Source organism: Nocardia jiangsuensis, from assembly GCF_042650385.1.
In the GTDB taxonomy this organism is placed as follows: domain Bacteria; phylum Actinomycetota; class Actinomycetes; order Mycobacteriales; family Mycobacteriaceae; genus Nocardia; species Nocardia jiangsuensis.
In genome coordinates, this window is the sequence record NZ_JBHSAX010000014.1 from 691,034 (window position 1) to 704,279 (window position 13,246).

At 73.8% G+C, this 13,246-nt stretch carries 10 protein-coding genes; 2 read left to right on the forward strand and 8 right to left on the reverse strand.

Going from position 1 to position 13,246, the window contains the following annotated elements; all coding sequences use genetic code 11:
- Positions 1 to 65: 65 nt before the first annotated feature.
- A complete protein-coding gene (locus tag ACFO0B_RS17560) occupies positions 66 to 668 on the reverse strand; it encodes a TetR/AcrR family transcriptional regulator (protein WP_378613538.1) in 603 nt (200 codons plus the stop codon).
- A gap of 91 nt (positions 669 to 759) precedes the next feature.
- On the opposite strand from ACFO0B_RS17560, the gene ACFO0B_RS17565 reads away from it, so the two are divergent.
- Positions 760 to 2,922 (forward strand): MMPL family transporter, encoded by a 2,163-nt coding sequence (locus ACFO0B_RS17565; protein WP_378613539.1) that lies wholly within the window; start codon positions 760 to 762, stop codon positions 2,920 to 2,922.
- Between the two features lie 1,007 nt (positions 2,923 to 3,929).
- Here ACFO0B_RS17565 and ACFO0B_RS17570 read toward each other — a convergent pair.
- Positions 3,930 to 4,898, reverse strand: coding sequence for a stage II sporulation protein M (locus ACFO0B_RS17570; protein ID WP_378613540.1), 969 nt, complete (start codon positions 4,896 to 4,898; stop codon positions 3,930 to 3,932).
- 44 nt (positions 4,899 to 4,942) lie between these two features.
- Between ACFO0B_RS17570 and ACFO0B_RS17575 the strand changes: the two genes are divergently transcribed.
- Positions 4,943 to 5,788, forward strand: coding sequence for an RDD family protein (locus ACFO0B_RS17575; RefSeq protein WP_378613541.1), 846 nt, complete (start codon positions 4,943 to 4,945; stop codon positions 5,786 to 5,788).
- 4 nt (positions 5,789 to 5,792) lie between these two features.
- Here ACFO0B_RS17575 and ACFO0B_RS17580 read toward each other — a convergent pair whose 3' ends face one another.
- The 6 genes from ACFO0B_RS17580 to ACFO0B_RS17605 form a co-directional block, all read right to left on the reverse strand.
- Positions 5,793 to 7,082, reverse strand: a complete 1,290-nt coding sequence (locus ACFO0B_RS17580; RefSeq protein WP_378613542.1) for a DUF58 domain-containing protein — start codon at positions 7,080 to 7,082, stop codon at positions 5,793 to 5,795.
- Between the two features lie 3 nt (positions 7,083 to 7,085).
- Entirely contained in the window at positions 7,086 to 8,069 is a 984-nt protein-coding gene (locus tag ACFO0B_RS17585) for an AAA family ATPase (RefSeq protein ID WP_378613543.1), read from the reverse strand.
- A complete protein-coding gene (locus ACFO0B_RS17590) occupies positions 8,066 to 9,115 on the reverse strand; it encodes a DUF4129 domain-containing protein (RefSeq protein ID WP_378613544.1) in 1,050 nt (349 codons plus the stop codon). The genes ACFO0B_RS17585 and ACFO0B_RS17590 overlap by 4 nt, the downstream gene beginning before the upstream one ends.
- On the reverse strand, positions 9,112 to 9,975 hold the full coding sequence (locus ACFO0B_RS17595; RefSeq protein ID WP_378613545.1) for a hypothetical protein: 864 nt from the start codon (positions 9,973 to 9,975) through the stop codon (positions 9,112 to 9,114). The genes ACFO0B_RS17590 and ACFO0B_RS17595 overlap by 4 nt, the downstream gene beginning before the upstream one ends.
- A gap of 9 nt (positions 9,976 to 9,984) precedes the next feature.
- Complete coding sequence (locus tag ACFO0B_RS17600) at positions 9,985 to 11,562, reverse strand: adenylate/guanylate cyclase domain-containing protein (RefSeq protein WP_378613546.1); 1,578 nt, start codon at positions 11,560 to 11,562, stop codon at positions 9,985 to 9,987.
- A gap of 107 nt (positions 11,563 to 11,669) precedes the next feature.
- Positions 11,670 to 13,205, reverse strand: coding sequence for a DUF4407 domain-containing protein (locus ACFO0B_RS17605; protein ID WP_378613547.1), 1,536 nt, complete (start codon positions 13,203 to 13,205; stop codon positions 11,670 to 11,672).
- Between the last annotated feature and the right edge of the window lie 41 nt (positions 13,206 to 13,246).

Consider the following 13,246-nt stretch of genomic DNA (forward strand, 5'->3'; position numbering starts at 1 on the left):
ACCGTCAATGCTAGCGAGCCCGGCGCCGCGGTGAATTGCGCTCTGCGCGGATCGAACTCGCCGGGTCAGTGCGCGGCGGGGCCGGTCGCGAGGCCGCGCGCGACGACCCCGACGACGGCCTCGATCGCCGCGTCCCGCTGCATCCAGGAGAACACCCCGTCCAGCAGCAGCGCGGCGACGCCGTGCACCGCCGACCAGGCGGCGATCTCGGCGTCGGGACGGTCCTCCGGCGCGGTGTACCCGGTCTCGACCAGCTCGTCCAGGAGGGTGGAGAGCAGCGTGAAGGCGGGTTCGTCGCCGGCCAGCGCGCCGGTGTTGGCCGGGGCGCAGAAGGCGGTGCGGAAGAGGCCGGGCTCGCGCAGCGCGAAGGTGATGTAGCCGCGGCCCGCGGCGCGCAGCCGCTCGATGGCGGGCGCGTCCGCGTCGACCTCGGCGGACATGACGGTGAAGAGCGTGTGCTGAGCCTGCTGCTGAGCCGCCCGCAGCAGTGCCTCCTGATTGGTGAAGTGCCGGTACGCCGCCGTCGGCGTCACCCCGGCCTCGCGCGCCGCGGCCCGCACCGTCACCGCGCCCGGCCCGCCGCGCACCGCCAGCGCGCCCGCCGCCTGCACCAGCGCATTGCGCAGGTCGCCGTGGTGGTAGACGCCCGCCGGCTTTTTCTTCGTCATCCGCTCGATGTTGACGCCCGTGCACATCGTGTGGCAAGTTAACGCCCATAAAGTTTATGGATGTACACATTGAAGGAGCGGGGAGTCGGGGATGTTCGAGAAACTGGGTGGGCTCGTCGTCCGCCACGCACGGCTGGTGTTGATCGCAGGCGTGCTCGCGCTGATCGGCGGTGGGCTGCTCGGCGCCACCGCCTTCGGCAAGATGCAATCCGGCGGCCAGACCGATCCCGGCGCCGAGTCGAGCCTGGCCGCGAGCAGGCTCGCCGCGGAGTTCGGGGCCGACAGCGACTACGTCTTCCTGGTCACCGCGGACGGGGGAATCGACGCACCGGAGGCCGCGGCGGCGGGCCGGGCGCTGGCCGCGCGGCTGGCCGCCGACGACCGGCTGGTGAACGTGGTCTCGTACTGGGACACCGGCGCGCCTGCCATGCGCGCCGCCGACGGCGGCGCCGCGGTGGTGCTGGCGGGCAACGCCGCCACCGACCCTGCCGAGCAGGATCGCGTCGCCGCGAAGATCGTGGCCACCTACCAGGCCGACGGGCCACCGGTGCGGGTGCTCGTCGGCGGCGGCTCCGCCGTCTTCCACGCGGTCTCCGAGCAGATCGGCGGGGATCTCGCGCTGGCCGAGGCGATCGCGGTGCCGCTCATCCTGATCCTGCTGGTCCTCGCCTACGGCAATGTGGTCGCCGCGCTGCTCACCCTCGTCGTCGGCGGGATCGCCATCCTCGGCACCTTCGCCGAGCTGTCGATCCTCGGCTCGATCACCGACGTCTCGATCTACGCGGTCAACCTGACCACCGGGCTCGGCCTCGGCCTCGCCGTCGACTACGGGCTGCTCATGGTCGCGCGGTTCCGGGAGCACCGGGCGGCGGGCCGGAGCCCGGACGAGGCGGTGGTCGGTGCGGTCGCCACCGCGGGCCGCACCATCGCGTTCAGCGCCGCGACGGTGGTGGCCGCGCTGGCCGCGCTGGTGATCTTCCCGCAGTACTTCCTGCGCTCCTTCGCCTACGGCGGCATCGGCGTGGTCGCCATCGCCGCGGTGGCGGGCGTCGTGGTGCTGCCCGCGCTGCTCGCGCTGCTCGGCGAGCGGGCGGACGCCTGGAAGGTGCCCGGCGTGCGCGGCATCCGCGGCGCGGCGGCGCCGTTCTGGCAGCGGCTGGCCGGCTTCGCGCTGCGCCGCCCGGTGCTGGCCGGGCTGCCGGTGCTCGCGCTGCTCCTGCTGGCCGCCGCGCCGCTGCTCGACGTGCGGTTCGGCACACCGGACGACCGGGTGCTCCCGGCGAGCACCGAGGTGCGGCAGGTCGGCGACGCCATGCGCGCGGACTTCGGCGGTGGCGACCTCAACTCGCTCACCGTGGTGACCACCGGCGCGGTCGCCCCCGACGTGCTGGCCGGGTACGCGACGGCGCTCTCCGCGGTGCCGGGCGTGACCCAGGTCGACTCCGCCGCGGGCACCTTCGCGGACGGCGCGCTCCGGGCGAGCTCGCCCGCCGACGCCCGCTTCGCCCGGCCGGAGGCGCAGCGGCTGACCGTGCGCACCGAGCTGGACCGGGAGACGCCGCAGGCCCGCGAGCTCGTGGACCGGGTGCGTGCGGTGCCTGGCCCGGCGGGGAGCACCGCGCTGGTCGGCGGCCAGGTGGCCGAGCTGCGGGACAGCCTCGCCTCGATCGGGTCGCGGCTGCCGTACGCCGTCGGCTGGATCGTGCTCTCCACCTTCGTGCTGCTCTTCCTCTTCACCGGGAGCGTGGTGCAGCCGCTGCGCGCGCTGCTCTCCAACGCGCTGAGCCTCGCCGCCACGCTCGGGCTCATGGTCTGGGTGTTCCAGCAGGGGCACTTCGCCGGGCTGCTCGGCTTCACCCCGGCGCCGCTGGACGTCTCGATGCTGCTGCTGCTCTTCTGCATCACCTTCGGGCTCTCCATGGACTATGAGGTCTTCGTGATCAGCCGGATCATGGAGCTGCGCGACAGCGGCCTCGGCGACGAGGAGGCGGTGGTCGAGGGGCTGGCGCGGACCGGGCGGCTGGTCACGACGGCCGCGGCGCTGATCTCGATCAGCTTCCTCGCCTTCGTGGTGAGCGACGTGCGCTTCATCCAGTTCTTCGGTCTCGGTGCCGGGCTCGCGATCCTGATCGACGCCACCCTGGTGCGCGGCGTGCTGGTGCCGGTGACCATGCGGCTGCTCGGCCGGGCGGCCTGGTACGCGCCGCAGCCGCTGCGCCGGGCGCACCGCCGCTTCGGGCTGGCGGAGGCGTGACGCGGGGTACCAGAAGCTGATCTTGATTTCTGCCCGCATAACCGGACTTCGGGTCTGTTATGCGGGCAGAATCGCGTGGTTACCGGGGGTTGTGCGGCTCTGAACTGCTAGATCTTGGGCCATGGCAGACCGATATGCCGATGCTCGCTAACTGTGAGCGATCGTGAGGCTGCCCGGTGGCCCCTGAATCTCACAGGATGTCCACCCCGGCGTCCGTCAATCGTTCGCGTTAACGACGGTTCATATCGTTTCCGCAGGTCGAGGTCTGGATGAGGCGAAGATCACACTGCGATTTCGGGTTGCGGTGGTGGTGCTCAGGAGCCCCTCCGGAGGGGGTCTCTCGGGGTGTTTCACAGGCGGTGAAAATGGCGATCGCACAAATGCAAGTACATCTGTATGTGCCGACGTGGACGCGGCATGTAGTGAATTGCAGGTGGAACCAACCTGAGGTTTTTTTCTGCGTGTCCAACCGATGGCTATCTCCGTGAACTTCCGGAAAACCCCTGGTGAAGCTAGGTGGCATGGAAACATTCCGATTCCTTCGGTCCGGGTCCGCAAACGGCCGCGGAGCGCCCCGGGAAGTGGGGGCGGGCGCTCCGCGAGGCTCGGCGGCGGGGTTCCGAAACGGAGGTCCCGGGGGTCGTCGGGCTTAGCCATCGATGCGAAGAAACGGGTCGCTCGCGGGGGTTGCCGAGGGGCTGCCGCACCCCTGCTGACCTCGAAGGAGAGGGTTGCGTCCCGATAACGACTGTGTAGAGTTGTCGGTAACGCTGGCCGCAGTTGAGCGGCGACTCGCTGCGGCCAGCGGAACTCAATGGGGGAGTAGGGAATTCATCCCGACGAGAACCTCGGTGCAGACCGCTTTCCGGCCCCGTGGTAGCCCTCCTCGCACCCTCGCTCTCCACCTCGTTCACCGGTATGGCTGCTCGAAGTTGGCTGGGTTGCGGTATTCGGTTCGCGGGATGGTGTCGCGAGGTGTGCTGGATGCGGATTCGGAAACGAGTTCCTCAGCGCGCGAGCGCTTTCCGGTCGGCCTCCGCCGCCGCCCTGCGGCCCGGGCCGAAGACGTAGGCGAGAAAGGCGATCTCGGCGGCCAGCCCCACCCCGATCCGGATCGGGGCCGGCCAGCCGCTCGGCGTCACGAACCCCTCCAGCAGGCCGGAGACGAGCAGCACCACCACCAGCCCGAGCGCGATCGCCGCGGTGGCCCTTCCCTGCCTGGCGGCGGCCTCGATCCGGCTCAGCCTGCCCGGGTCGATGATGGTCCAGCCCAGCTTCAGCCCGGCGCCGCCCGCCACGAAGACCGCGGTCAGCTCGAGCATGCCGTGCGGCAGGATGAAGCCGAAGAAGGCGTCCAGCCTGCCCGCGTCGGCCATCAGCCCGGCGCTCACCCCCACGTTCACCGCATTCATCACCAGCACGTAGACCGCGGGCAGGATGAGCGCACCGGTGAAGAGCGCGACCGCGGCAACCAGGGCATTGTTGGTCCACACCTGGGCCGCGAAGGCGTCGTTCGGGTGCTCGGAGTAGTACGACTCGAAAGCGCCGCCCGCCTCGGTGAGGTGCGAGGTGTCCGCGGGCAGGCCGAGCGCCGAGCGCGCGGAGCCGGACCCGGCCACCCAGCCGGCCACGCCCGTCGCGACGGCGAGGAAGAGCAGCGTCACCGCGACCCACCACGGCCACGCGCGGTAGACCGCGGCGGGGAAGCGGTGCGTGAAGAAGCGGCCGAACTGCGACCAGTTGTCCGAGCGGGTGCGCAGCACCCGGACCCGGGCCCTGGTCAGTACCGCGCTCAGCCCGGCGACCAGTTCGGGGTCGGGGCTGTGCTGCTGCAGCCGGGCCAGCTGCTGCGAGGTGAGGCGGTACCGGGCGAGCAGTTCGTCCACCTCCTGGCCGGTCAGGCGGCGTTTGGTGGCCAGCTCGTCGAGCCGGGCCCAGGACCGGCGATGGGTGTAGCCGTACGCGTCGACGTCCATTCGGTTGCCTCCCACTCCCGCCGGTAGCAAGAATGCTAGGCGACATGGCTGCCTTCACCACGGGCGAAGCGGTCGCGCTCGAACTGCCGATCGCCCGCATCCCCACCCGCGCCACCGCGTTTCTCGTCGACGTGGTGCTCCAAGTCGTGCTCGCGCTCATCGCCGCGGGCGGGCTGCTGGTGCTCGGCACCAGGTACGACCTCGACTCCGCCTGGTTCGAAGCACTCGTCGTCGTGCTGATCGTCGGCGTCCTGATCGGCTACCCGGTGCTCTGGGAGACGCTGACCACCGGCCGCACCCCCGGCAAGTTCGTGCTCGGGCTGCGGGTGGTGCGAGCCGACGGCGGGCCGGTCGACCTGCGGCACACGCTGACCCGCGGGCTGGCCGGGGCCATCGTCGACTTCTGGCTGCTCGGGGTCTTCGGGGCGGTCGCGGTGGTCACCTCGCTCTGCTCGCCGAACGCGCGGCGGGTCGGGGATGTGCTGGCCGGTACCGTCGTCGTGCACGCGCAGCGGCGGTTGCCGCTGCCCGCGCTCGCGGTGCCGCCGCCGTGGCTGGCCGAGTGGGTAGCGCGCACCGACCCGACCGCGCTACCGGACGATCTGGCGCTCTCCGTGCGCCGCTACCTCACCCGGCTGCCCGATCTCACCCCCGCCGCCGCGCATGAACTCGGGGTCGCGCTGGTGCGCGCGGTCTGCGCCGCGCTCGGCGTCCCCGCGCCGGGGGAGCTTCCGCCGGTGCAGATCCTCGGCGCCGTCGTCGCCGAGCGGCAGCGCCGGGCGCTGCCTGCCCTGCGCGGGCCGGTGCTGGTTCCGGGGGCCGGAAACGGATTCGGGCCCGCGGCGCCCCCATACCGCGGGAACGGTTTCCTGCCGCCGCAGGCGGGCTGAGCCCCTACAGCGTCCCGGACTGCTTGAGCTCCAGGTACTCGTCGGCGAGCGCCTCGGGGAGCCGCTCCGGCCCGGCCGCGACGACGGCGTAGCCACCGCGCCGCAGCGCCTCGGTGACGACGGCGCGCTCCGCCAGCACCTGCTCGGCGGCTGCCGCGGCGTACGGATCGGCGCCGCGGCCGGCGACCGCGGCGGCGACCTCCGGATCGGTCACCGAGACCAGCAGCACCCGGTGCCTGCGGGCGAGCACCGGGAGCACCGGAAGCAGGTTCTCCCGGACGGCGGCGCCGTCCAGCGCGGTGAACAGCACCATCAGGCTGCGCCGCCTGCTGCGCCGGATGGCGGCGCGCACCAGCCCGGCGCAGTCGGTCTCCACCAGCGCGGGGGTGATCCCCGCGGTGGCGTGCAGCAGCCGCTGCTGCAGCTTGTTCCCGGTGACCCCGCGCACCTCGGCGCGCACCTCGCGGTCGAAGGCGAGCAGGTCGACGGTGTCGCCGGCCGCCGCGGCCAGCCCGCCGAGCAGCAGCGCCGCCTCGATGGCGGCATCCAGCCTCGTTCCCTCGCCGACCCGCCCCGCGGCCTGCCGCCCGGTGTCCATGAGCAGCACGACGTGCCGGTTGCGCTCCGGCCGCCAGGTGCGGACGACCACGTCGGTGGCGCGGGCGGTGGCACGCCAGTCGATGGCGCGCACGTCGTCCCCGGCCACGTACTCCCGGAAGGAGTCGAACTCGGTCCCCTGGCCACGCATGTTCGCGACATTGCGGCCTTCGAGGTGCTGCAGTCGCTTGACCGCCGAGCGCAGCAGCTGTTCCGCCCGGAAGGCGGGCAGCGCCCGCACCCGCGCCGCGGCCGCGTAGCGGAACTGCCTGCCTGCGAGGCCCAGCGGCCCGCGCAGCCGCACCGTGACCGGCCCGGCGGCGCGGTCGCCGCGGTAGGTGGGGGTGAGCGTGGTGTGCAGCCGGGTGGTGGTGCCGGCGGGCAGCTCGAGCTGGTGTTCGCGGCCGGTGGCGCGCGCGCTGTCCGGCCAGTCGTCCCAGAGCGTGCCGCGTGCCGCGCGGCCACCGGTATTGGTGACGACGAGCTCGACGCTCGCCTCCCGGCCGAGCCGGACCGTGGTGATCGGCGCCCGGCGCAGCGTCAGCTCGTCGCGCCGCGGCAGCGCGAGCACGTCGGCCAGCACCGCGAAGGCCAGCGCCGCGGTGGCGCCGACGACGCCGATCCAGGAGGGAAGCACCAGCGCGACGAGCAGCCCGAGCACCGCCGCCGCGGCCGCCGCTCGGCCGGTGACGACCATCGGCTAGACCGGGACCGGGACGGCGTGCAGCAGCGCCGCCATCACCGCCTCGGTGCTCGCGCCGTCCAGCTCGGCCTCCGGCTTCAGCTGCAGCCGGTGCCGCAGCACCGCGACGGCGACCACCTTGACGTCGTCCGGGGTGACGAAGCCGCGGCCGTTCAGCCAGGCGAAGGCGCGGGCCGCCGCCATCAGCGCGGTGGCACCGCGGGTGGAGGCGCCGTGCTGCACGGCGGGCGCGGTCCTGGTGGCCCGGCACAGATCGACGATGTAGGCGAGCACCTCGGGGGCGAGCGTCACCCGGGCGATCGCGGCGCGCCCCGCGGCCACGTGCGCGGCGCCTGCCACCGGGCGCAGCCCGGCGGCGTTCAGATCGCGCGGGTCGAAGCCGCTCGCGTGCCGGTGCAGGATGCGGAACTCGTCGTCGCGGCCGGGCAGCAGGATGTCGACCTTGAACAGGAAGCGGTCGAGCTGCGCCTCCGGCAGCGGGTAGGTGCCCTCCTGCTCGATCGGGTTCTGCGTGGCGACCACGACGAACGGGTCGGGCAGCGGCCGCGGCGTCCCGTCCACTGACACCTGCCGCTCCTCCATCGACTCCAGCAGCGAGGACTGGGTCTTCGGCGGGGTGCGGTTGATCTCGTCGGCGAGCAGCAGGTTGGTGAAGACCGGGCCCTGCCGGAAGGTGAACTCGGCCGAGTGCGGGTCGTAGATCTGCGACCCGGTGACGTCGCCCGGCATCAGGTCGGGGGTGAACTGCACCCGGGTGTGCGTCAGGTCGAGCGCGGTGGCCAGCGCCCGGACCAGCAGCGTCTTCGCCACGCCGGGGACCCCCTCGAGCAGCACGTGCCCACGGCAGAGCAGGGCGAGCACCAGGTACATGACGGCGTCGTCGTTGCCGACCACCGCCTTCCCGATCTCGGCGCGCAGCGCGGTGAACGCGGCGTGCGCGTCCGCCGCGGTGGGGGTGTGCGTGGTGTCCGTGCTGGTCATCCGACCTCCGCTTCGATCAGATCAAGGTGGGTGGCGACGTGGTCGATGGTGTCGGCATCCGGCACCGGGCCGTAGAGCACGCCGTGCAGCAGCGCGGGCTCGACGCGCAGCCGGGTGGCGAGCACCGCGACCACCCGCTCCGGCCCGTCCTGGGGGTGCAGTCCGAGCCGCGGCCGGACCCGGCGCAGGGTGGCGCGGCGCAGCGTGGCCGCGATGTGCTCGTGGTCGCCGGAGCGGCGGTACAGCGCGGCCTGCCCGGCGAGCAGCTCGTCGGCCCGCACCTCGATCGGGCGCGGCTCGCCGACCAGCGCGCCGCGCCGCCGGGCCCGCCACCAGACCAGCACCGCCGCGGCGATGAGCAGCTGCAGCCCGCCGAAGGCGAGCGGGGCGGGGAGACGGCTGAAGATGGAGTCCGAGCCAGGGCCGAAACCGGGGAAGTCGATGTCGTCCGGGTAGTCGGGTGGCGGTGGCGGCAGCTCGGGCGGTGGCGGTTGCGGCGGGGCCGAGGGGGCGCCGCAGCCCTGGAGCAGGGCGTAGAGCAGGAAGCCGCTGGCGATCGCGGCGGCGAGCATTCCCCAGAATCGCGGGTTGCGCAACAGCTGCGGCAGTTCCGGCCGGGCGCGGCGGCGTTTGCGCCCCTGGCTCTCCACCTCGGGGCGCTCCTCGAGCTCCGGGGCCGGGGCCGGTGCGCCCGCGGAGTAGCGATCGGCGTACTCGAGCCTGCGGTACTCGTCCTCGGTGGCGTGCCTACCGCCGTAGACGACCTCGTCGAATGAACCGGCCGCCGGGTGCAGCGGGGTAGCGGATTCCAGGGGGAGCGTGGTGGAGGCGTCGTCCGCGGTCTCCTGCGCGGTGCGCGAGCGGCGGACCTCGAGCGTGCCGTTCTGCTCCAGGCCGCGCAGTACCGCGCGGAAGCGCTCGCGCAGCGCGGTGTCGTAGTCGCGGCGCGCCGCCGCCGCCTCCGACGCGGCCCGGTGCTCGGCCGCGGGGCCGAGCCGGGGGGCGGCGGGCGTCTCCGGGCCGCGCTTGCTCAGGTCGGGGCTCACCGGGCACCGCCGGTGACAACGATGTCCAATCCCTCGCGGCGGCAGCGCCGGTCGACGTAGCAGACGACCCGGCCCGCGGCGTCGATCAGCTCGCCGATCGCGGCGATCACCAGCACACCGCCGGTGATCAGCAGGATCACCGCCCAGCGGCGCGTGCCGGTGTAGTCGGAGAGGTAGAGCGGGATGGCGAACAGCGGCACCGCGAGCACGGTGAGCAGCAGCATCCGGCAGATCCAGAGCCAGGCCAGCGACCAGCTCGCGCGGTCGGCAAGCAGCCGGGAGCGGGCGACGGCCGCCCCGTAGGGCAGCCGCTCCCCGAGCAGCAGCGGGATCACCAGGTAGTACCGCGCGCGCAGGTAGGCGAGCCACAGCACGCCCGCCCCTCCGGTCAGCGGCACCACGACCCCGCCGACCAGTACGCCGACGCCGGTGAACCAGAGCTGGAAGCGCAGCAGCCCACCGAGCCGGGGGCGCAGTGCCGCCAGCGCGGCAACCGGTCCCGGCCGATCGCCGGAGAGCGTCGCCAGACCGAGCGCGACGGTGCAGCCCCGGATCAGGAAGCGCAGCAGCAGGATCGCGAGCGCGCTACCGAGCACGGCCCCCCACGCGATACCGGCGTCCGACCCGCCGCTCAGCTCGGAGCAGAGCGCCGTCACCCCGAAGACCAGCGTCTCGGCCAGCGCGATCCCGGCGCCGGTGAGCACCGCGAGCGCGACGACGTTCGCCTGGATCAGCGCGAACGGCTCGTCGAGCTGTTCGCGGAAGCTGAGCGGGCGCACCGGGACCGTCGTGCCAGGGGAGCCTGGTACCGGATCACCTCCCACCCCGACGGCACCGGCCGGGGCAGCGGCAGGTGACACGCGGCGAGTCTAACCGGACGGGCGGGCCAGCCGCGTCGGCTCCGGACGCCCGCGCAGTGTCACCGATTCGCCGAGTTCCCAGTGCGCGCCCTCGGCCGGGTCGGCGGCGCGCACCGTGCTCTCCGAGCTGAGGACCAGCAGCGGCTCGCGCTTGGCGAGTTCGCAGAGCCGGGCCGCCTGGTTCACCGCGTCGCCGATCACGGTGAACTCGTAGCGCTGCCGCGCGCCGACATTGCCCGCGACCACCCGCCCGGCCGCGACCCCGATGGCGGCGGTGAAATCGCTCGCGCCGACCAGCCTTTCGCGGATGGCGCGGGCACAGGCCAGCGCCGACCCCGCCGCGTCGGCGAGCGGCGCCGGGGTGCCGAAGACCGCGAGCGCGGCATCGCCCTCGAACTTGTTGAGCAGCCCGCCGTGGCGCTCGACCTCGGCCACGACCACGGCGAAGAAGCGGTTGAGTATGGCGACGATCTCCGGCGCAGGCCTGCTCGCGGCCATGGCGGTGGAGCCGACGATGTCGATGAAGAGCGTGGCGGCGTCGGTCTCCATGCCGCCGAGCACCGGGTCGCGCTCCAGCGCCGCCGCGGCGACGTCGCGGCCGACGTGCCTGCCGAACAGGTCCCTGATCTGCTCGCGCTCGCGCAGCCCGGCGACCATGCGGTTGAAGCCGCTCTGCAGCTCGCCGAGCTCGGTGCCGTCGTAGACGACGACGGCGGCGTCCAGGCTGCCGTCTTCGACCTGCCGCAGCGCGCGGCGCACGCCGTTGATCGGCGCGACCGTCGCGGAGAGCGTCTGCGCCAGCAGGACCAGCCCGAAGACCAGGGTGGCGCCACCGAACGAGAGCACGCAGACCGCGAGCCGCGCCGCGCTGACATCGTCCCTGGCCAGCGCCAGGATCGCGACCACCATGGTGCCCGCGACCGGGACGCCGGAGCCGAGCATCCAGACCAGCAGGGTGCGGCCGAAGACGCCGATGCCGCGCCTGCTGCGGGTCGGCGCCGCGTCCAGCACCCGCGCGGTCACCGGCCGCAGCGCGAACTCGATGAGCAGGTAGCTGTTGGCGCACACCACGATCGCGCTGAACGCGATGCCGAGCGAGACCTTGGGGATGAAGCGCGGGTCGGCGAGCCCGGCCAGCACGGTAAGCAGCGTGACCCCGCCCAGCCAGAGCGCCGCCTGGTAGAGCACCAGCGTGCGCGGCACCCGCCCGGCGGCGATCTGCTCGGCCTCGGTCGGCACGTGGTCCGGGTCGATGGCCCAGCGCAGCGCGCGCAGCCCGCCGGTGGTGCCCCACCAGACCCCGATCAGGATCGCGACCAGCGCGTAGACCGGCGCCGCGATCACACTCAGCAGCAGGTCGCCGGTGAAGACCGACGGGCCGGGCAGCACGAAGCCGATCAGCGCGATCGAGACGACGACGCCGACGAAGTTGGCGAGCACGATGGAGACGGTGAGCAGCCCCTGGATCCGGAGCCGGCGCAGCCCGGCCGGCTCCTCGACGGTGCCGAGCAGCGGGGAGCCCCACGGTGCGCCGGCCACCGTCGGCGCGGCGGGGGCAGGCTGCACCGCGGCGTCAGTCTCGGGCATATCGGTCACCGAAGGTCATGGACGCAGCCTAGAGACCGTGGTCGCGCCCGGCTCGGGCTTGTCCGCCGGGCGGCGGGAGGGGTCGGTCGGTGCACCGGAGCCGCGGCCTACCTCGCCGGGGCGATGGCATCCGGCTCCTTCGGCTCGGGCAGAGCGGGGTGCCGACCGGGACCGGCGGGGTCCGGGTCGTACGGCGGTGCCACGGTGGCGACCACCGGATGCTCCGCCCGGCCCTCCAGGACCGCACCGACCCGCACGGCGCGAGTCCGCCGGACGGTGAAGGTGACCTCCTCCATCTCCTCCAGCGCCCGCACCGCGATCCGCAGCGGCTGGGCGGCGGTGCCGATGGCATCGGCGACGACGCCGGGCACGAACGGCCGGACGAGCCGGACGGCGGTGCCGGAGAACGGCACCGTGCCGAGGACGGGCAGGCGCACGGCGTCCGGGTCGGTGCGCGCGGGCAGGCCGGTGACGCGCACCGGCTCGAGCGTCACCCCCGCGGGCAGCGCGGGCGTGCCTTCCCGGTCGCCGGGCAGGGGCCCGGCCTCCCGCGGCGACGGCTCGGTGATCCCGATCTCCAGCCCGCCGATGGCCGCGATCACCCGGGTGCGCTGGCGCTCCCGGTCGATCGCGGTATCGGCGTCGGCGACCAGCCGCACGGCGGTGAGCTCCTGCTCGGCCCGCACCCGCTCGGTCTCGGTTCGGGTCTGCGCGCGGCGCACCGCGATGGCGGCGTCCGCCTCCCGCTCGGCCCGGTCGCGCACCAGATCGGCGGCGATCCTGCGGTCGAAGGTGGTGTCGCCGCGCCAGCGCCGCAGCAGCAGCGGGAGCAGCGCCAGCGCCACGAAGACCAGCAGGCAGAGCAGCCGGGGGAGCAGCGCGGCGCGCTCGTTCATAGCCGAGGCGCGGGCGCCGAGCCCGCGATCGGTGACAGCGGCTTCGGCACTCGTGCCCAGCTCCCGCTCGGCGCTGCGAACTCGCTGGTCCAGCGCGGGTACCCGCTGCTCGGTGGTGGCGAGACGGGCCCTGGCGTCGGCGAGCAACTCGTTGGCGGTCCGCGCCTCGGGGCCGGCGCCGGGCACCCCGGTGATCCTGGTGTCCGGGCAACCGGGGCCGGGATTGAACTCGCAGCGCGCGGTGACGAGGGCGGTGTCGATATCGGCGCGCGCGGTGGCCAAGGCGGCATCCAGCGCGATGCGCTCGGCGCGGGCAAGCTCCAGCTCGGTGCGGGCGGCGATGACCGCGGGTCCGGACTCCGCAGCGGCCTGCGCGCGGTCGTCGAGGGTCCGCTCGACGGTACCGGCGAAGAGCACGGTCGCGGCGAGTTCGGCGAGGACGACGCCGGTCGACACCGCGAGCAGCGCGCGCCCGGCGGTACCGAGCGGGTCCGGCATGCGGCCGGGACGTGCGGTGGCGCAGGCGCGCCCGACCAGCGCGGCGAAGACCGCGGCCGCGGCGCCGACCGCGATGGCACCGGCGAGCGGGAGCGCGGGAACCGCCGCTGCGCCGGTGACACCGCCCGCGACCAGGGCGAATCCGAATACGGCCACACCGGTGGTGACGTAGCCGGAGCGCTCGTGCGGCAGCGCGGGGGCATCGGCCGGTGCACCGCCGAGCCGGATGAACAGTCCGGTCACGGTCATGGATTTCCACATCCTCCGTGTCGGTGGCGGACCGGGGCGTT